The following is a 20448-nucleotide window of genomic DNA, read 5'->3' as shown; positions in this document are numbered from 1 at the left end:
TTTTTCGACTTGATTTCACGTTGGTGTAGGCCACGCTAAAGTCCTCGTGAGCTGCGAAAAGACAGGTTCTTGTGAAGTGTGGGAGGGGTCACCCATACGTGTCACGCACACCTCTGCCCTTCACTGACCATCGGCCCTTGTTCCAGGAGGGACCCGACGGGCCGCGGACGATGACCTGATCGACCACTCCGGCACCGACTTCTTCGGCAATTCGGCGCTCAATGTGAGGCAGAAGCAGCACGAGCTGTTTGGCCCACGCCGTTGATGAACAGCGCACAATGAGTGTGCGGTCATTGAAGGTTTCGATTGAACAGTGCTGGGCGACGTTGTCTCCAACAATCACCGGCCACTGCGCCATAACGGACCCCATCGCGGTCGAGGAATCCCACCCGCGATCATGCGTGGTCTTCTTGATGACACGTCCAATGGAGCGCGGTTCATTCCACCGCAAGCGACCAGAAGCCAGTCCCACACGCCCGGCGCGCCCAGCCCCGCTTCGATGCCGCAATGCCCACAGGGGTCCCAGCATGGCGCGCGCACGCAGTTCCTCGCGTGCATTGCGAGGTTCGAGGGTGACCTGACCACTGTGTGTATCACCGTTCGATGCACCGGTGTCACCTGCACCAGCGTGAGCGCCATGGGCGAACTCATCGCGCTGAGTGCGCCCAGAAGAGCCGGCAGCGCGCGGATGAGTGCTGCGCGTGGCTCCCCGAGCCAGCATGGCACGCTGCATGCGAGCAGTGGCCTGCGCGATCACATCGGTGCGCTCACCATCAGAAAGCAGTCCGGAATTTTCATTCACGCTCAATCACCGAGCCATCTTCTGGATCCCAGTGGACGCGAAAAATGTGAGCGTCCAGCTGATCGGGCACATCGCTCTCAACTGCCGCAGTAATGAGCACCTGATCTGCCTGCCTGATGACCTCGACAAGGGCTTGACGCCTCTGCGCATCGAGTTCAGCAAAGACATCATCGAGGATGAGGATTGGCCGTTCTCCCTCGTCACTCAGGACTTCAAAGGATGCCAGGCGAAGTGCCAGGGCAGCCGACCATGATTCGCCGTGAGATGCATAGCCTTTAACGGGTAAGTGTCCCAAAGTCAGTTCCAGGTCGTCGCGGTGGGCACCCACAAGGTTCACACCGCGTCGCACTTCATCGTCTCGAACATGCTGGAGGGCCTGTCTTAATGCCTCAATGTGCGCGGTCGGGTCAGTGACGTCGATATCGCTGAAGGCTGACACGGAGGCTTCCAGGCCCACTGAAAATTCTCGAGGCGAGTCAGCCACACTGCTATAGGCATCAGATGCCGGTGTACTCAGTAACATGACGACGCGGTGGCGCTCAAGTGTGACCTGCGCAGACAGTTCCACGAATTGGTCATCCCAGATTTCCAGCGTTGACAGGTCAGGGACCTGTCCACGACGCACACGTGCACTGGCAGCTTTGAGCACTGCGGCGCGTTGGCGTGCCACACGGTCAAAATCTGCACGAACGGCGCTGAACGTCGGGTGAAGCTGGATCGCGCATTCGTCGATGAAACGGCGCCTGACCTGCGGTGCATCGCGCACAATGGACAGATCCTCGGGTGCGAACACAACGGTCCTGACCATTCCGAGGATTTTCTTAGCCGCCAGCGTGGTGCGATTCAGGCGCGCCCGATTGGCTTTTCCGCGCACCACTTCCAGTTCCACCACCTGGTCGCGCCTGCCGGCTTGATCGCGCCTTTCGGAGGATTCACCTGCCTGTGACGTATCCGAAGCATTGTCACTGTTGTCCCCGCTCAGCGACGTCGTGTGCTCCCCTGTCACCAATTTCACGCGGATCATGGCACCACCAGGAGGAGCCTCCTCGCCGGTCGGTACCCGCACCAGTGCCGTGTCGGCAGCGACCCGATGAGACGAAAACGTTGACAAATAGGCGATGGCCTCAACAAGATTCGTTTTTCCCTGACCGTTGTGGCCAACGAAAACGCTCACTCCAGCGGGAAGTTCACACACCTGGTGACGGTAGGAACGGAAATCATCAAGTGCGACGTGCGAGATACGCACACACTCACGCTCCGAAGCGGATGGGCATCAGCAGGTAGCGGAAACTGGTGTCCTCTCCCCCATCGAGTTCACTTTGACCAGTCATGACAACCGGCTTGGACTGGTGTGTAAAGCCGAAGCGCACAAAGTCGGCCGACAGTACCGACAGGCCTTCAATCAGATACGACGGGTTGAATCCTGTGGTGATCTCGTTGTTGACCTGAGCTTCAATTGCTTCCGAACCCTGGGCGCTTTCACCCTGGCCGGCTTCGAGGGCCACCTGACCTTCTGAAAATGCCATCCGCACCGACGTCTTACGCTCAGCCACCAGCGCCATACGCTTGACCGCTTCAAGCAGCACGTGACGATCACATACAGCCTGAATCGGTGTGGTTTCCGGGAAAAGTCGAGATACCGGCGGGTAATCCCCGTCCATCAACGTGGAGGTGGTGCGTCGACCCGATGCCTCAAAACCAATCAGAGATGATGCTCCTGGCTTGGATTCACGTGACAGACCGATCGTCACGCGCGACCCTGATGCGGTGGACTTGGCCACGTCGCTCAGAATCCGGGCCTTCACCAGTGCCGCATCGGAGAACTGCGGGTCACTGGGTTCCCATTCCAGGTCACGCACAGCTAGGCGGTAGCGGTCAGTGGCGATCAGCGATATGCGCTCACCTTCAAACTCCATACGCACACCCGTCAACAGTGGCAACGTGTCGTCGCGCGACGCGGCGATCGAGACCTGGCCGATGGCCTGGGCAAGTGTTTCAGAATCAACAGTGCCGCGTGTTTGGGGATGTTCGGGCAGCAGCGGGTACTCATCCAGTGGCATCACGGCCAGCACAAAGTGAGACGATCCGCAGGTGATCGTCACTTTCGGTCCGTCAACAGTGAAATCGACCGGACGCTGCGGCAGTGACTTACAGATGTCGGCCAGCAGGCGACCCGATACGAGAACCTCACCGGGCTCATGTACTTCGGCAGGAATATGCGAGTTCGCGGATACCTCGTAGTCGAATGACGACAGCGTGACGATCTCAGCATCTGCGCTGAGTTTGACACCTGCCAGAATCGGGCTGGGTGGCCGTTGCGGCAACGCTCGGGCAGTCCACGATACGGCTTCCGACAAAATGTCACGGGCGACAGTGAACTTCATTCTGTACCCCTCCAACTCCCCGTGCGAGCACTCATTAGCTGTTTTGATGAACCGAACCAACTCTACTCGATTCTCATGCAGAAGTTGACCCCAAGGCGAAATATGTGGATTAAATCAGAACTGACCACGAACCCGTGTGATGAGCTTCGTCGAGCTCTTCGCGAACTCACTAATCGGCCACCCATCGTTTGTTGTGAGTTTTCCACTTTTTCATCTTTTATTTCTTTTTCTTCATCGTCATAGGACATGTGGAAAGTGTGGAAAAGCCCGTCAACCCCCGCGATTTCAACGATTCGTTACGTGGACAAATGTGGGCACGAGATGTGGACACTTTATGAGCCGATTGTGGATTCACACAAGACCGGTCCGTGCATCCACAACGAGCAGGCATCGATCCACAGATCGAATCACAAATTTCTTGTCATTACCCACAGGATATCCACAGTTTTATCCCCAGCGGTGGGTAAGTAAGGAATATGCGGCTGGACGCGCCCCCTTCGTCAATTCGTGGCTCAACGGTACGGGCGATCCTTACGAATTGCGAGCTTTTTGCTTGATGCGGTTGGTCAACTCGGTGACGTGGTTGAAAATGTCACGCTTTTCCGCCATCTGCTCGGTGATCTTCTTATTGGCATGCATCACCGTGGTGTGGTCACGACCGCCGAACGCTGCGCCAATCTTGGGCAATGAAAGATCTGTCAACTCGCGACACAGATACATGGCGATCTGGCGTGCTTCCACCACCGTGCGGGAACGGTCAGTTGAACACAGTTGATCCAGCGTGACATCAAAGTAGTGCGCGGTCTGACCCATAATCAGTGCGGACGTGATCTCCGTGTCATCGGGATCAGAAATGATGTCCTTGAGGACCATCTCAGCCAGCGGCAAGTCAATGCGTTGCTGCGTGATATTGGCGAAAGCCGTCACGCGCAGCAGCGAACCCTCGAGTTCTCGAATATTCGACGAAATGCGCGAGGCGATGTACTCCAGCACAGCCGGATCCACTTCGATCCCCTCGCCAACGGCCTTCTTCTGCAAGATGACGATACGCGTTTCCAGGTCCGGTGGCTGAACGTCGGTGAGCAGACCCCACTCGAAGCGCGAACGCAGCCGGTCCTCAAAGCCTGACAGCTGTTTGGGCGGCAGATCCGAAGTCAGAACGACCTGTTTATTAGCGTTATGCAGGGTGTTGAAGGTGTGGAAGAACTCCTCGACGGTCTGCTCTTTGCCCTGAATGAACTGGATGTCGTCCACCAACAGAATGTCCACTTCGCGGTAGCGGCGCTGGAATTCCTCCGCGCGGTCTTCGCGAATAGCGTTAATGAAGTCGTTCGTGAATTCTTCGGAATTGACGTAGCGCACACGCAGATGCGGATACATCGACAGTGCGTAGTGACCGATCGCGTGCAGCAAATGAGTCTTTCCCAGTCCTGACCCACCGTAGATAAACAGGGGGTTATAGGACTTGGCCGGTCCTTCAGCCACCGCCGTTGCCGCCGCATGGGCAAAACGGTTCGAGGGGCCAATGACGAATGTGTCGAACGTATAGCGAGGGTTGAGCCGGGTTTCCGTTGAATCGATATTCACAGCATCGAGCACGCGCGAGGCCCCGGCGTCGCGCGGAGTTTGCAAAGGTGGAACATGATCATCGTCGGGTGATGCGCTCTCGTCTTCAAGCGGTGCAAGCGAGGTGTCAATGGTGACAGCGATGCGCACGTTGCGACCCAGTGCCTGGGACAGTGACTGCGTGACGTCGTCGGAAACGCGTGTCTCAATGAAACCTTTGGTGAATTCGTTGGGGACGGCCAGTAAGATGGTGCCTTCGATGTCGCCCAGAGGTTTCACCATGTTGATGAATGACGCCGCCAATGGCCCTAAATCAACGGATTTCAACGATTCGAGGGCGTCTGCCCACGCATCGGATAACGACTTGCTCACTGTTCTTACCTTACCTGCGAAACCGACGTGACATTCAACACTTGAACGCTACCAGTTTGTGACGACGTCCGGATAACTCACTGTATCGATCTGAGCGTAATCCACAAGTTGGGGAAAGGTCTGTGGAAAACACGCTGGCAAATGACACACGTGTAGTTACAAAGCCGAATTCAGAGATGCTGCGGAAAATCCGTAAATTACACCGTTGTGGATAACATGTGGAAATCCACGGATGTGGAAAAAGTTATCCACGGGCCAGTCCACAGTTGTGGACGAAAATTGGGAGTGTGGAACCGGTGACAATTGGCCTCGATTGCGTTGACGGCTCTGGGTCAAACCCCTACGCTTGAAATCTGTCTGTGCTCGCATGAGCACGCCGTGAACCGTCCTGCGAGAACAACTCGGTGGATACTCGCGGTGAAAGAAATAAAGGAAGAGTGGAACGAGGGGTTCCACCGTCAAGGAGTAGCGTCATGGTGAAGAGGACCTATCAGCCCAGTAACCGTCGTCGTTCCCGTACGCATGGTTTCCGTTTGCGTATGCGGACACGTGCAGGTCGCGCGGTGATCTCCAACCGTCGCCGCAAAGGCCGCGCACGTCTTTCTGCCTGAGACTTCGGTGTTGCCGCGCGCGCATCGCATGGTGGATTCGACCGATTTTTCAACGACAATCCGTCATGGTTCTCGCAGCGGTAATGCGATGGTCGTGGTGCATTGCCGAACCGACGAGGATGCTTCCAAGCGCCTCGTCGGTTTCATCGTGCCCAAGCGCGAAGTCGCGTTGGCAACACGACGCAACACCATCAAGCGTCGCCTGCGCCACCTCATGGCCGCGCGAGTAGCTGACCAGCCCGACGGTGCGCGCATTGTTGTCCGCGCAGGGCACCGAGCTCTGGGTCAGGACTCGGCCACACTGGGCGTCAACCTGGATCGGGCACTGACGCGGGCATGGCGCAAGTGGGATGAACGCGAGCAGCAACGGGGCCAGAAATGAGCCTCCTGCGCACCATCGCTTTGGCACCCATACGTTTCTACCAGCGCTTCATCTCTCCCGGTTTGCCACCACGATGCAAGTACGCACCCACATGTTCGGCTTACGCCGTGCGTGCGATCGAAGTTCACGGCATCATCAAAGGCACACTCCTGGCGTCATGGCGGCTCCTGCGATGCAACCCGTGGTCCAATGGTGGTGTCGACCATGTGCCGCTTCACGGCCAGTGGAGTGCACCCCCCTGGGTTCCGCCTGACGATTGGGCGGGTTATCTGGACCCCGATGACTTCCCCGTAATGGGGCTTAGCGATTGTGACGAGTCGCCCTCGTGCACTCACGATACGATCGATCAGACATGCGCACATTCGCCTGTGCGAGACACACATGAAGGAGATGTCCATGTGGTTTGACAAGATCATTTACCCATTTACCGTTGCGATCGCATGGGTGTGGGTAAAGATCCACGATATGCTGGTGGCGCTCGGAATGAGCGGTGGGCCAGGTGTGGCGTGGATTGTGTCGATCATCGTGCTGACGATTGTGGTGCGCGCACTGATTACACCTCTGTACGTCAAGCAGCTGCGTTCGCAGCGAGCCATGTCCGTCATGCAGCCTGAAATGAAGAAGATTCAGGAAAAGTACAAGGGCAAGACGGACCAGGCATCTCGTCTCAAGATGAGCGAGGAGATGCAGGCGCTCAACAAGAAGTACGGGACGAATCCTTTTGCCTCGTGTCTGCCGCTGCTGGTTCAGATGCCGATTCTGTTCGGTATGTACCGCGCACTGTGGAACGCGGGTGCCGTTGCGCAGGGAACGTTCAATCTTGGCGACCACATCGGTCCGATCGATCAGGCGCTGGCTCAGGAAATCGAGCGGACGACGGTGGCAGGTGTGTCACTGTCAGGGCGCTTGACCGAATCGACGGGTGTGGGCCTGGCGGTCTTCATCATCTTGGCCATCTTCATGGTCGTGCTGCAGTTCCTGACGATGAAGATCTCGATGGAACGCAACATGCCGCAGCAGGCTCAGGATTCATCAAACCCGATGATGCGCACCCAGAAGATGATGATGTACCTGATGCCGTTGATGTTTGTCTTCACGGCATTTGTGGTGCAGATGGGCATCATGATCTATCTGTCGATCTCCACCGCGTGGACCTTCGGCCAGCAGATGGTGATGATGACTGTGATGCCGACCCCCGGTTCACCGGCCTACAAGGACGTGCTGGCCAAGCGTGAACGTGGGTACAAGGAGTGGGCCAAGCCTTACTTCGAGGAATACGACCGCAAGCGTGAGGAACTCGGATCTGATCCTGAGGCTGTCGCACAGCTGAACCAAACATCGCTCAAGGAAATCAAGAGCAAGGCCAGGAGCCAGCGCGTAGCCGGCAACTTCCCTGAATCAATGAGTGAGGGTGAAGTGGTGGGCGTATACCGTAACCTGGCGCTGCAGGAGTGGACGACGTTGCCTGACGAAACGTGGATGCGTGGCGTCCACCGTGCCAAGGAGCGCAGCGTGGTGCGCCAGGAGAAGGCTGCGAAGCGTGAACAGCCCCGACGGATGAGTCGTGAACAGCGCAAGCAGGCAGAAGCTAAGGAACGTCAGTTGGCTGCCGAGCATGAACGTGCCGAACAGAATCGGCGAGCTCGCCGCGAGGCGAGCGACCGTGCCAAGAGCGAGCTGACCCCTGAAGAGGTGGAACGCCGCCGCGCACAGCGCAAGAGTCAACGCAACAACCCAGGCCAACGCAAGAAGAAGAAGAGAAAATGATCGGAAAGTGGTGGCACTGACACACAGCGACAGTGACACTCACCGCCGATCCCCCGCACCTGAACAAGTGGAGCCCCACGGAAGGACATCTCAATGAGTGAGAAGAAAGACGAAACGTTGTCACGTCTGGAAGAAGAAGGCGAAGTCGCGGCAGATTACCTGGAGGAACTGCTCGATATTGCCGATCTTGACGGTGACATTGAGATCGACGTTGAGAACGGTCGCGCGTCGGTGGAAATCGTGGCTGACAACGCGACTGGTCTGGAAAACCTGGTCGGTGAGGACGGTGAAGTTCTCGACGCCCTGCAGGAACTCACGCGCCTGGCAGTACAAACCGAGCTGGGCGAACGCTCACGCTTGATGCTGGACATCGCGGGCTTCCGTGCCGATCGCCGCGTCCAGCTTCGTGAGCTGACACAAGAGGCCATTAACCGCCTGAATGCGACGGGTGAGCCGCAAAAGCTTGAACCGATGAACCCGTTTGAGCGCAAGGTGTGTCACGACGTGGTGGCCGAGGCTGGCCTGCACTCCGAATCGGAAGGCGCAGATCCACATCGCTATGTCGTGATCTCCGATCCGCGTGACGATGAGAGCGACGACGTTGATGACGACGCGGACTTCGAGGATTCAGACAGCGATGACGAATCTGTTAACGAGGTGCGCGCTCTGGAGGAATTGCAGGAAGGCGACTTTGTTGCTCCGGCTTCTGATGTAGCGGAGGCAACCTCGGAACTTGCTGAGCGCGACGATGAGTGAGGATGCGGCGCCTGCGGCCGGTAGTGTACCTGACGGCACCGGCGACGCTGACCTGGTGATCCCCGAAGAGCCCACCGAAGCTGTGCGCGAGTATTTCGGTACCAGCTTCTCGGCATTGGAGCACCTGGTCGACATGCTGCTTGACGAGGGAGAGATGCGCGGCTTGATCGGACCGCGTGAAGCCGGACGATTGTGGTCGCGCCACATTGTGAATTCAGCTGCGGTATTGGATTTTCTGCCTAAGCGTGGACAGGTGCTTGATGTGGGTTCAGGCGCGGGATTTCCTGGCCTAATTATTGCCATTTGTAAACCATCACTTGACGTTCACTTGGCAGAGCCGATGGAGCGTCGGTGTGAATGGTTGGCGGACGCAATCGATGAGCTGGGTTTGGACAATGTGACAATCCACCAGGCTCGCGCGGAAGATCTGCGCGGTAAGGGTCGTGCTGATGTGGTGACGGCTCGTGCGGTGGCGAAAATGTCGAAGCTCGTGCGAATGACGTCCAAGCTGATTGCTCCTCATGGTCAGTTGATGGCGTTGAAAGGTCGTCGTGCTGCGCTCGAAGTTGAGGACGCACGCAACGAATTGAAGCGCCATCATCTCCTCGCTGAGGTTCATGAAGTACCGTCGGTGATGGAAGATGAATCGACCTATGTGGTCGTTGCCCGTCGCGATGTGTGACCTCGGAACCAGCGGCTGACAGAGTAGACAAGAAGAAGGCAGGCTGAGATGAGCGAATTGACGCAAGGTGACGCTCCCCTATCGCGGCGTCTTCAGCAGAACTATGCTGATCTTCGTATGCTCGAGCACGCGGTCTTCACGCGGCCAGAGCGCCCTGTGGTCATGACCGTTGCCAACCAGAAGGGTGGCGTTGGAAAGACGACGTCCGCCGTCAACTTTGCTGCAGCTCTGGCTCTTGGCGGGTTGAATGTTGTGGTCATTGATGCTGATGCCCAGGGAAATGCGTCGACGGCGTTGGGTGCAGAACATGGCGTGGGCACTCCGTCAATCTATGACGTGATGGTGGAGGGAGCATCGTTGGCAGGCGTGATTCAGGACTGCCCTGATGTGGAAGGCTTGCGGGTGTGCCCATCGACCATTGACTTGTCGGGTGCTGAAATTGAAATGGTGGATTTGCCGCGTCGTGCGTTTTTGCTGTCCGATGCGGTTTCGGAGTTCTTGTCAGTGAACCGTGACGTGGATGTCATCCTGATTGACTGTCCCCCGTCGCTCGGATTGGTAACGCTCAATGCACTGGTGTGTGCCGACGAGGTCATGATTCCGATTCAGACCGAATATTACGCGCTGGAAGGTTTGACCCAGCTATGGTCAACGATCGAACGGATTCGATCTGAACTCAATCCGCGGTTGAGGATCTCGACGATTGTGCTGACGATGGTCGATAAGCGTACCAAGTTGAGCGAAGAGGTTGCAGCTGAAGTGCGCGAACACTTTGGGGACATCACGCTGACAACCGTCATCCCACGATCCGTTCGCATTTCCGAGGCGCCGAGTTACTCGCAGACTGCAGTAACCTATGATCCGCGATCGACCGGTGCTATTGCGTACCGCAAGGCGGCGCTTGAGTTGACGCAGCGATGGGCACAGAAGTAACTGATCGCGTCATTTTGCGTGGCCGTGACCTGTGAAGGATAATTACAGTTCCAGTGTCTGTGCGGGTGGCGGGCCTGTGAGTCAGTCAGGTTGTATGCGAATGCAGGAGATGTTTCACGTGAAACATTCGCGAAGAGGCCCGTTTGGTCAGTGATGACAAAAGCCCGGTCAAGTTAGATGACCAGGCGCGATGTGAACCCGACATGATGGTGGATAGGGACTCCTGCAACTCGTGATATCGAGCGCCCTTTGTTTGGAGGGTGGACAAGGTTGCAATCGAATGTGCTCACAGCAATGTTTCACGTGAAACATTCGTTGGCGCTCAGAGAACTGTAGAATCGAAAGCATCGATACGACCGAAGAAAGTGAAGCGCTGGGAACGATGGCCAGGAAGAAAGACACTGCACATCAATCGTCCGATTCAGGAAAATCGACTCGTCGGCACGGAGGACTGGGACGTGGATTGGCGGCACTGATTCCAGATTCTCAGAGCGAGAATCCACATTCGGTGTCGCGGCCGCTTGATGTCTTATTTCCAGAGCATACGGGTAGCCATGCTCCAGTTCGTGGGGGGTCACAACGAGATTTGTTGTCTCCGCGCTCGTCACGTCGGACAGCACACACCCGGAAGGGCACGACCACGCCCGAGTCAGAAGGTACGGGGAGTTCAACAACCGTTGTGTCAGAGTCGTCGGACGCATTTGCATCCAGTCAGTCCCGCAACTTGGGTTCTGAACGCGCCCACAAGGATTCAACGAGAAAGAATCGTGTAACATCTGCTGGAACAAGAAAAGGTGCAGCCCGCAAATCACAATCGGATGACGGCGCAGTGTCGCGAAAAGGTGAGGGTGCGTCACCTCGTAAAGGTCAGTCGAGGTCACGGCTCTTTGCTGAGGTCCTTGAAGGAACACCTGCGAATGTTTCACGTGAAACACCGCCGTCGGCCGCCGATTCGCCAAGACCTGACGGAGATCACGCGCCGAAAGAAAACTCGGGATCAAATAACGCAGAAGCAGTGCCGAGATCAGACGCTGGTCACGCAGGTACTGGTGACGAGAAGTCTGACCTGGTCGAAGTTCCCGGTGCGACCTTTGCTGAGATTCCAACTCAGTGGATTGTGCCGAATACCCGTCAGCCTCGGAGCGTTTTTGACGAAGATGACCTCAATGAACTGGCCGCTTCGATTCGAGAAGTCGGGGTGCTGCAGCCGATTGTCATTCGACCCATCGAAATCACGTCTGATACGCCTGACACATTGCGTGAATACATCGAGGAAAAGCCGGAAGCGCGCTATGAACTCATCATGGGAGAGCGACGTCTGCGCGCCTCTGAAATCGCTGAGGTCGACACCATTCCCGCCATTATCCGAAGGACCCAAGATGAAGACCTTCTGCGAGATGCCCTGCTGGAGAACCTCCACCGCGCCCAGCTCAATCCACTTGAAGAAGCCTCGGCCTATGCTCAGCTGATGGAGGACTTTGGAGCAACGCAGGAAGAGCTGTCAAGGCGCATTGCACGATCGCGTCCGCAGATTGCCAACACCTTGCGATTGCTCAAACTCCCACCCGCCGTGCAGCGAAAAGTTGCTTCGGGCGTGATCTCTGCTGGCCACGCACGAGCCCTGCTCTCTTTGCCAACACCAGATGAAATGGAGCTGTTGGCTGACCGAATCGTAGCAGAAGGGCTCTCGGTGAGGACGACGGAAGAAATCGCTCGGCTCAACAAGCCTAAGCCTGCACGGGTACAACGCATCCGCAAACCTCAGCAGCTCTCTGAGTTGGGGCGCCACGTGGCAGCGGAACTGTCTGATTTGTGCGATACCCGTGTAACGGTGAACGAAGGCAGCACCAAAGGCAAGATCGTCATTGAGTTTGCCGGCGCACAGGACCTGGAACGCATCGCAGCAGTCCTGCGCGCACAGGCCAGGTAACGCGTACGCAGATATAGACAGGGCCGCACGTGCGCGATCGTGATGCCGACATTTATTGTCAACAAGCGTCTCAGGATGGGTTAATGAGTCTTGAGGACTAGACCACTAGAGATGATATGGGTGTCGCGCTGTCATGCTATGCGCTAGCGGCATGGTGCCATGACGCTGTCACACCGTGATGATGTGATGCGGTGGCGCAAGGCGCCGAGGAATGCACCCGTGAATTCACCGGCCGTGCGCCGCAGACTGTGATCGATACTATTCGTGAAGCCGGTGTGAATGATCACAAACTATCCCATTACATCTGAAAAACGGAGACAATCAGAGCAGCGATACGAATACGGGTGAGCTGCCGGAAACGCTACCAGCGCAACCAGCGGTGAGTCCGTCCACCGGTCCAGTAGGAGATTAAGCAGCAATGGGGAATGCGCAGTGCCTGATCAGCACCGTATTGTTCGACATTGGTGGTGTGCTTGTCACACACCGACCTGATGCGGCGAAGATGGCTCAGGTCATGAATATGGATACCACCCCGTCAGACACCGTCAAGCTGGTTGATCATTCCATCTGGTTCCACCGTGATGCCTACGATGCTGGCTGTTCAGACCGTGAATTCTGGGACCACGTCGCAGGAGATTGCGGATTGGGTGAACTCAGCGATGCCACGATCGCCGCTCTCGTCCAGGAAGACATTACACGCTTCGACCTGCCTGACCCGGACGCCCTCGAACTCGTATGCGAACTGAAAGCCCGCGGAATGAACCTGGGGATCCTGTCCAACGCGCCGCACGCGATTGCCGACCGCTTCCCGCAATTGTCCTGGGCTGAGGCCTTCGACCACTTCACATTCTCCGCTCCGCTGGGCGTGTGCAAGCCGGCACAACGCATTTATAAAGAAGCAATCGCCCGTTCAGGGGTGCCAGCGGACAGCATTCTCTTCATTGACGATCGACAGCCCAATATTCGCGCCGCCACACTGGCAGGAATGCACACCATTCAGTGGACCGACCCAGCCACCGCGCGTGAGGCGCTGGTCAACCTCAACCTGCTCGACGAATGCGTCGCAGCGAGCTGACACGAGCTGCAGACACTCGCTGAAGTGCTGAAGTGACGAGGGCGCCTTCGGAAAGCACGCTCGACCACAACCTCACAGATCTGAGGCCACGAAATGCACGATGCGGTCGCACACCGCGCTGAATGAATCCTGCGCATCTGCAGCCTGAGGGAACAACGACGTGTCTGTCATTCCGGGTGCCACATTCGCATCGATGAACCACACAGTTCCAGCAGGATCAACGATCAGGTCAATGCGGGAGAGGTGACGCAATCCCAGCAACGCATGGATCTCCAACGCTGCTCCCTGGGCATGATCGAGAACATCCTGGTCAAGACGGGCGGGCACGAAGTATTCCGTGCTGTCCGTGGTGTAGCGGGCATCGTAGTCGTAACGCCCGTCATCGGTGACGATCTCAATAGGCGGCAAGGCCGTGGGCCCGTTCTCCAGGTCAAGAACAGAGACGGCAACTTCGGTGCCTTCCACGAAATTCTCGATCATGACGCGCTCACCATAGGCAAAGGCGTCAACCAGCGCCAGCCGCAGCTCCTCAGCCGAGGTCACTTTCGACAGACCCAGGGCCGATCCACCATCAGCCGGCTTCACGATCGCCGGGTAGTGCATTGTCTGATCCAGTGAATCCAGCACACCGGAGGCGCCAACCTGGCGGAAAAGTTGCTGAGGGAGTGTCACCCATCCGGGAGTGTTCAAACCCGATGAACCAACCAGGCTCTTGGCTGTGGGCTTATTGGTCGCCATCATGGCCTGAGCCGAGTTCGACCCGACGAAGGGAATATCAAGGTTTTCGAGCAAGCCCTGCAAGGATCCGTCCTCGCCCAGGGAGCCGTGAATCAGCGGCCAGATCACATCGGGCTGAAAATCCTTGATACCTGTCAGCAATTCACTGTCCAGGTCGCACACGCATACCTTGTGGCCCAGGTGATGCAAGGTGGATGCCACGCGGCGGCCCGACCGCACGGACACGTCGCGCTCGTGGGTAAGTCCACCAGCAATGATCAACACCCGCTGTGGGTGATCTGTCTGACGAGTCATAGCGTCGATACCTCCTGAGGTAGTCGTGGCAATATCTGTCAAAGAACGTGAGTGGTGTGAACAGTGCGCTCAGGCAGGTTCACGGACCTATTCAGTTATCTGAAGTCGGCAGTGTGGGCTCGACATCGATGTGCGCGTTCGCAGGGACCGACCCGACACCGAACATGTCCACCAGCTCCTTCTCAGCGTTGACCACAGTGGACAGACGTTGCACACCCTCGCGAATTTCCTCGGGAGTGGGGTAGCAGAACGATAATCGCATGTGATTGGTACCACGCCCATCATAGTAGAAGGCAGTTCCGGCCACGTAAGCGACCTGGGCTCGCACCGCGCGCGGCAGCATCGCCTTGGCGTTCAGGCCGTCGGGCAGCGTGACCCACGTGTAGAAGCCGCCCTCAGGATGTGTCCACGTGCAGTCCGGCATGTACTCAGCCAACGCCTTCATCATTGCGTCGCAACGCTCGTGATACATGGAACGGAAGGTTTTGACCTGGCTGTACCAGTCGTAATCAACCAGGTACCCGCCGATCGCCATCTGACCCACCATCGAGGGGCACAGGATCGCTGACTCGCTGGCCAGGACCAGTTTGTCGCGGATTGCGTGGGGTGCGTAGGCCCATCCGATCCTGAAGCCCGGTGCAAACATCTTGGAAAACGATCCCAGGTAGACCACGACTTCCGGTGCGTAGGACTTCAATGCGGGAAGCGGATCTGACCCGAAGCCGAGCAGTCCGTAGGGGTTATCTTCCACGATCAGCACGTGTTCACGCTGGCAGATCTCAACGATTTGCGGTCGGCGTTCCTCGCTCAGCGTCACGCCCGCTGGGTTGTGGAAGTTCGGAATCGTATACAGGAACTTAATCGTCTTTCCAGACTTACGCAGAGAGTGGATCATATCCTCCAACGCCTGCGGAATGATGCCATCGGCATCCATGTCGACGTGCACCACATCGGCTTGACGCGCACGAAACACACCAAGGGCTCCCACATATGACGGCGACTCCGCGATGACAACGTCACCCTCGTCAATGAACAATTCGGAAACAAGGTCCAGGGCCTGCTGCGAACCGGTGGTGATGACAACGTCATCGGGGTCGGCACCTGCGATGCCGTCATAGGACATGACGTCGCAGATCTGTTCGCGCAGCGGTTCCCAGCCTTGACCGGAGCCGTATTGCATTGCGACCGAGCCGTTGCGTGCAATCAAGTCGCGCGCCGAGTCAGCCAGGCGCTCAATAGGCAGGTCCTTCAGGTTGGGCATGCCGCCAGCCAGTGAAACAACTTCGGGGCGCGACACTACCGAGAACAACGCGCGGATTTCAGAGGCGCGCAGGTTGTGAGCTCGCTCGGCATAATGGTCAAACCATGGGTCGAGACGGTTTCCATGCTGAGCGGCTTCCCGGCCGGGCATCTGGCTCACAACGATTTCCTTCCATTGTGCTACGCAAGTGCTGATCACACGTTCTATCACCAGTGTGCCACCACTTCACACACGGTCAGTAACGGTGACACTCGTGAGGCGACATATGATGAATCAGGTCACACTAGCGCGCCGATGTTTCATCGCGCAAGCACTGTCCAGTCCGTGACGCAACTCGGTTTTCGGTTGCGCACCATCCCACGTGCGGGTGGGCTGCTCGTCGTCATACGGATTGATCAGGACGGCGCTGGGAACCCACGTCACATGCCATCGTTTCGCAAAGGTGACGAACTGCGGGGCGTCGGTATCGACAGCCACAACCGTGACATCTGCAGCGAATTCACCTGCAAGTTCGTCGAAAACCGGCTCAACCATGCGCGATTCGGGACTCCAGTGGGCCAGGCATGCAATGAAAACGATGCGGTCGTCGGAAAGGAGCGTGTCGAGTTCACGCAGGTCGACACGCTTCACAGTGTTGCCAGGTACCGTTCAGCGTCGAGGGCGGCTCGGCACCCTGATCCCGCTGCCGTAATGGCCTGCCGATACATGTGGTCCACTGCGTCACCGCAGGCGAATACGCCAGGCAGTGATGTGTGGGTCGACGGCTCGTTCACGGTAATGTAACCGGCTTCGTCCAGGTCAATCTGGCCGCGCACGATGTCGGTGCGTGGCAGGTGTCCGATCGCAACGAACACGCCCTGGACGGGCAAGGTGGTCTCAGAGTCGTCAACGGTGGAACGCAAAACGAGGCCTTCCACCTCGGTGTCGCCCTCGACGCTGGCTACTGTCGAGTTCCACGCGAAGGAAATCTTCGGGTCAGCCTTGGCGCGGTCTGCCATCACTTTGGAGGCGCGCAGTTCGTCGCGACGGTGAACGATCGTGACGGACTGTGCGAAACGAGTCAGGAAGGTTGCTTCTTCCATTGCGGAGTCGCCGCCACCGATGACCGCCAGGTCCTTGTCCTTGAAGAAGAAGCCGTCGCAGGTGGCGCAGTAGCTGACGCCGTGGCCGGAAAGCTCATCTTCACCTGGCACGTTCATGTGGCGGTATTCGCTGCCGGTCGCAAGGATCACGGTGCGAGCCTGCAGTGTCTCGTCATCGAGTGTCACGGTCTTGACGTCGCCCTCGAGGCTGACGCTGCGGGCATCCTCGAAACGAATATCGGCACCGAAGCGTTCGGCCTGGGCACGCATATTCTCCATGAGTTCGGGCCCGAGGATACCCTCAGGGAAACCGGGGAAGTTCTCCACGTCCGTCGTGTTCATCAGGGCGCCACCTGCGTCCAGTTCACCTGCGATGACGATGGGCTTCAGGCCGGCGCGCCCGGTATAGACAGCTGCCGTGTATCCGGCGGGGCCTGATCCGACGATGATGACGTCATGAACGGTGCCGTCGGTGTGAGACTGTGTAGCCTCGGTGGCCTGGTCGGCGGTTTGAGGGGCCGTTGCATCGTCCGCCTGACTGTCGCCCAGGCTGATTGCGTTGATAGAGGGGATAGAGGAGACGGAAAAATCAGTCATGATGCACCTTGTCATTCCACAGTGACTTCATAGACCCACGCCTGGTTGCTACCTTCGTCAGACGAGGGCATGTAGCGGAACATTAACACGAGGCCCTGGGTCTCAACAGGCTCCGGTAATGTGATGTCAGTTGTCGGACTCATTGCCGTGGTTGCCAGCTCTGTGCCGTGACGTGCAGCGGTGACGTCAACTGACGGGTCGACGGAGGTGAGGACCAGCTCGCCTCCGGTAGTGCCCGGAGCCATGTGGACAGTCACCTTGGACACGGTGGCCTTTTCCTGCAGGTTCAGTTTGAGTGAGACGATCTCATCGGGCGGGAACTGGTTGTAGTCGAAGGAACGCGACCTCCATGCGGTGTCCAGTTTCCCGTCGATGGCGTAGATCGCCTGGTCCGGGTTGTCACCATTGTCGTTACGCCACGACAAAGCATCCACGGAGGTGACCTGCGGACGGATGATTTCCGGTTCGACAGGTTGATCGGATCCTGACTGGCCGGATCCTGACTGTTCTGCAGATTGGCCGGATTCCTGCTCGTTGTGGGTAGGACTGAATGAGAAGCCTTCGCCGGATACAGGTGCGAGCATGGTCTTGACACCCCACAGCCCGCCACCGATGACCAGGATCGCCGCAAAAATCACGGTCGGAATCGTGGGATTGATGCGCGTGGTGAGGGCACGGCTTGTCGTCGAAGATGCGTTCGAGGCCGGCTCGGGCTGCTCGGTTGCTGTGGGCTGTTCGGTTGCTGCAGATTGCCTGGTCTCAGACGCAGCTCCCGCAGCCTCGGTTGTTCCCGTCGTACTTGCTGTGCCGGCTGTACCTAGAGCGCCGGCCGCACCTATGCCACCTGAAGCGGCAGCTGCCGGCGGCACGGAGTGATCACTCGACTCGTGACCCGAGGAGGCATGATCGGTGAGCCTGCCGAACGCAATCTCATCGAAGCTGGGACGCGCGGGCTGATGAGCGCCATGTTCATGAGAGCCAAACTGATCGAGTTCGTCGTTCTCATCAGGTTCGGGTGGGTAGGGCACGGGATGCTCCTTAGGTGTGTGAGCTGGCGTCGGTTCAGAGGCGCGCAGGTCGTTCGCTTGGGATTGTACTAAGTGTGGAGTCTCTTCGTCGGGCGTCACCGCCGAGGCGAGGCCGTCTTGAGCATCCGGCTCCGGCGTCGCGGCACCCCACCTGCTGACCACCGGCATCTCACCCGTGTTCGTCGGATCTGAAGGTGAAAACCCTCTTTGCAGAATGCTCGAGAGGATCTGTGCATCCTCTTCCACCTGGGCCGGGTCATCACTGTGATGAGCGTCAGCGGGGAACGGGTCAGCATGAAGAGTGGTGTCGTATTGCGCGTCGGTGAGTTCCTGACCAACCTCAGCCTGCTCGCGACCCAGGAACTTTGACCAGTCAAAGAAGTGAATCTGCGTGCGTTGCGAATCGGTATCGTGCGAGGACCCGTCCACCACCGCGTCGGCCCGCGTGCTTTGCTGCTCACCAGAATCCGCTGTCGGCTGCGCGTGATCTGCGGCAGCTGAATCCGACTCGTCGCGCTCAGCGTCGGGGGCTTGCGGCACGGTGGTACGTGCGTGTGAAGCAAAAGAGGCGGTGGATGCGCCCGCTCCTTCAACGACGAACACCTTGCGGATCAACGCTGGTACGGGTAGTCGACGGTTCACCTTGCGCACAGCATCACTGGTGGAGGCAGGATCAAGCAGACGCATCATCAATGCGAACACGATGGTGACGACGAGGGCGACCGCCACGGCTTTCACAGCTGCGACCAGCCAACGCGCCACCCACTGATCGATCGGGGTGGAAGCCCCCATCAGCCAGATAGCCACACCACCGGCCAGACCCCCCACACCGGCGGCAGTGAAGTATTTGATATAGCTGGCGACAATCAGACCCGGGTTGACGTAGCGAATCTTTCGCGCAACCCAGAAGACGGCGATAAAGCCCTGGAGGAGTCGGCACACCGTTTCAGCTGCGCTGGCCCCGATGGTCCACCAGCCGGGTCCTGCCAGGAAGAAAACTGACCATCCGACGATGATCTGAATGATCGTCGGGACGATTCCCATCAGGAAAACAGGTTTGGCATCCTCGTAGGCGAAGAAGACGCGTTGGCTCATCAGCACCATGCCGGTCGAAGCAACGCCCGGCATCAGGGCGATCAACACTGCCGCGTAGGCGCGCACATTCTCCGGCGAGGCCATCGGCAACACCAGCTGCATGACCGGCACAGCTGCCGCGATCAAAATGGCTGCAGCCAGCAGCGTCAACAAGGTGATGACATTGACGCCTGTGTGGAAATTCCGCGCGACCTCCCGGTGATCATTTTCGGTGACCGCATTGGCCATCCGAGTGAAGATCGCGGTCGCCAGCGACACGGAGATCAATGACTGAGGAACCATGTACACCATGAACGCTGCCGTGTAGGCCACGTAACCGGCAATGGACGCGTCATGCAGAGTGGCCCAGTGGTCAGCCTGCGTAGCCAGGTTCGTCGTTGAAATAATGCCGATCTGGCTCACGCCGAGCGTGGCGAACGTCCAGCCGGCCACGCGTGAGGCGGACTTGAAGGACGTGCCCTTGAAATGCCAGTCGATGCGCAGCTTCACGTCAGCGTGACGCAGCGGTATCAGCAAGATCAATGCCTGGAGGATCACGCCGAGCGTGGCCGATCCGGCCAGCACCCAGAACTGAGAAGAGGTGAATTCTTCAATCGGGAAGACACCGTGGTGAGGGCCCCACAAGATCAGGAAGATGCTCAGACCCAGGATGGCGATGACATTGTTGAGCACCGGCGCCCACATATAGGGACCGAACATGCCGCGCGCGTTCAGCAATTCGCCCAGCAGGTTGTACACCCCATAGAAGAAAATCTGCGGCAAACACAGCAATGTGAAGGTGATGGTCAGTGCGCGGGCGGGACCCTCGTAGCTGGAGGCGAACAATGTCACCAGGAGCGGCGAGCCCACCATCATCACGATAGTGACGCCGAATAGGATCAGTCCGGCCAGCGTGAGGAGGCGCGAGACGTAACGATCCCCAGAACGTGACTTCAGTGCGCGCACGATCTGCGGAACGAGGACAGCGTCGATGACACCTGCCGCCAGAATGTTGTAGACCGTGTTGGGCAGCGTGTTGGCCACCTGGAAGGTCGCTGACACGGAGCCGGCACCTTCACCGATCGCGATGATCAGCAGCGCGGTTCGCACGAAT

General features: G+C 57.9%; 17 protein-coding genes and 1 pseudogene. 9 read left to right on the top strand and 9 right to left on the bottom strand.

Annotation, left to right across the window (positions count from 1 at the left end):
* Positions 1-88 precede the first annotated feature (88 nt).
* The 4 genes from HMPREF2975_RS04800 to dnaA form a co-directional block, all read right to left on the bottom strand.
* Positions 89-808 carry a DciA family protein gene (locus HMPREF2975_RS04800; protein WP_413772596.1) on the bottom strand — a complete coding sequence of 240 codons (720 nt, stop codon included), beginning with the start codon at positions 806-808 and terminating at the stop codon, positions 89-91.
* Positions 795-2048 carry a DNA replication/repair protein RecF gene (gene recF, locus HMPREF2975_RS04795; RefSeq protein ID WP_070726080.1) on the bottom strand — a complete coding sequence of 418 codons (1254 nt, stop codon included), beginning with the start codon at positions 2046-2048 and terminating at the stop codon, positions 795-797. The genes HMPREF2975_RS04800 and recF overlap by 14 nt, the downstream gene beginning before the upstream one ends.
* 4 nt (positions 2049-2052) lie before the next feature.
* Positions 2053-3186, bottom strand: a complete 1134-nt coding sequence (dnaN, locus tag HMPREF2975_RS04790) for a DNA polymerase III subunit beta (RefSeq protein WP_070726078.1) — start codon at positions 3184-3186, stop codon at positions 2053-2055.
* A 531-nt stretch (positions 3187-3717) separates the two neighbouring features.
* Entirely contained in the window at positions 3718-5124 is a 1407-nt protein-coding gene (dnaA, locus tag HMPREF2975_RS04785) for a chromosomal replication initiator protein DnaA (protein WP_070726077.1), read from the bottom strand.
* A gap of 473 nt (positions 5125-5597) precedes the next feature.
* Here dnaA and rpmH point away from each other — a divergent pair, with 473 nt between their 5' ends.
* The 9 genes and pseudogenes from rpmH to HMPREF2975_RS04745 all read left to right on the top strand — a co-directional run bounded on the left by rpmH (position 5598) and on the right by HMPREF2975_RS04745 (position 13260).
* Positions 5598-5735 (top strand): 50S ribosomal protein L34, encoded by a 138-nt coding sequence (gene rpmH, locus HMPREF2975_RS11960; RefSeq protein ID WP_083314406.1) that lies wholly within the window; start codon positions 5598-5600, stop codon positions 5733-5735.
* Positions 5736-5742: 7 nt separating this feature from the next.
* Complete coding sequence (gene rnpA, locus HMPREF2975_RS04780; protein WP_058237587.1) at positions 5743-6117, top strand: ribonuclease P protein component; 375 nt, start codon at positions 5743-5745, stop codon at positions 6115-6117.
* Complete coding sequence (yidD, locus tag HMPREF2975_RS04775) at positions 6114-6524, top strand: membrane protein insertion efficiency factor YidD (protein ID WP_070726074.1); 411 nt, start codon at positions 6114-6116, stop codon at positions 6522-6524. Before rnpA ends, yidD begins: the two co-directional genes overlap by 4 nt.
* The gene (gene yidC / locus HMPREF2975_RS04770; protein WP_070726181.1) at positions 6514-7884 is read left to right on the top strand and encodes a membrane protein insertase YidC; all 1371 of its coding nucleotides are present in this window, start codon (positions 6514-6516) and stop codon (positions 7882-7884) included. The genes yidD and yidC overlap by 11 nt, the downstream gene beginning before the upstream one ends.
* 93 nt (positions 7885-7977) lie before the next feature.
* A pseudogene (locus HMPREF2975_RS04765) lies at positions 7978-8481 on the top strand (protein jag); the annotation flags it as partial.
* A gap of 151 nt (positions 8482-8632) precedes the next feature.
* Entirely contained in the window at positions 8633-9322 is a 690-nt protein-coding gene (rsmG, locus tag HMPREF2975_RS04760; protein ID WP_070726072.1) for a 16S rRNA (guanine(527)-N(7))-methyltransferase RsmG, read from the top strand.
* Positions 9323-9370: 48 nt separating this feature from the next.
* Entirely contained in the window at positions 9371-10255 is an 885-nt protein-coding gene (locus HMPREF2975_RS04755; protein ID WP_058237591.1) for a ParA family protein, read from the top strand.
* Between the two features lie 1015 nt (positions 10256-11270).
* On the top strand, positions 11271-12185 hold the full coding sequence (locus HMPREF2975_RS13060) for a ParB/RepB/Spo0J family partition protein (RefSeq protein ID WP_413772595.1): 915 nt from the start codon (positions 11271-11273) through the stop codon (positions 12183-12185).
* 418 nt (positions 12186-12603) lie between these two features.
* Positions 12604-13260 (top strand): HAD family hydrolase, encoded by a 657-nt coding sequence (locus tag HMPREF2975_RS04745; protein WP_070726070.1) that lies wholly within the window; start codon positions 12604-12606, stop codon positions 13258-13260.
* Between the two features lie 72 nt (positions 13261-13332).
* On the opposite strand, the gene HMPREF2975_RS04740 is transcribed toward HMPREF2975_RS04745, so the two are convergent.
* From HMPREF2975_RS04740 to murJ, 5 genes are all read right to left on the bottom strand, one after another.
* Positions 13333-14292 carry a D-alanine--D-alanine ligase family protein gene (locus HMPREF2975_RS04740; protein ID WP_070726068.1) on the bottom strand — a complete coding sequence of 320 codons (960 nt, stop codon included), beginning with the start codon at positions 14290-14292 and terminating at the stop codon, positions 13333-13335.
* Between the two features lie 91 nt (positions 14293-14383).
* Positions 14384-15703: an aminotransferase-like domain-containing protein gene (locus HMPREF2975_RS04735; protein WP_070726066.1), complete on the bottom strand. Its 1320-nt coding sequence runs from the start codon at positions 15701-15703 to the stop codon at positions 14384-14386.
* Positions 15704-15826: 123 nt separating this feature from the next.
* On the bottom strand, positions 15827-16183 hold the full coding sequence (locus HMPREF2975_RS04730) for a thioredoxin family protein (protein WP_070726064.1): 357 nt from the start codon (positions 16181-16183) through the stop codon (positions 15827-15829).
* Entirely contained in the window at positions 16180-17232 is a 1053-nt protein-coding gene (trxB, locus tag HMPREF2975_RS04725; RefSeq protein WP_070726062.1) for a thioredoxin-disulfide reductase, read from the bottom strand. The genes HMPREF2975_RS04730 and trxB overlap by 4 nt, the downstream gene beginning before the upstream one ends.
* A gap of 11 nt (positions 17233-17243) precedes the next feature.
* Positions 17244-20448, bottom strand: a 3205-nt coding sequence (murJ, locus tag HMPREF2975_RS04720; RefSeq protein WP_193599990.1) for a murein biosynthesis integral membrane protein MurJ, incomplete at its 5' end; no start/stop codon positions are given.

The organism is Actinomyces sp. HMSC065F12 (assembly GCF_001814535.1).
Taxonomy (GTDB): Bacteria; Actinomycetota; Actinomycetes; order Actinomycetales; family Actinomycetaceae; genus Pauljensenia; species Pauljensenia radingae_A.
The sequence above is the reverse complement of the archived record's forward strand: the minus strand, read 5'-3'. Positions and strand labels throughout refer to the sequence as shown.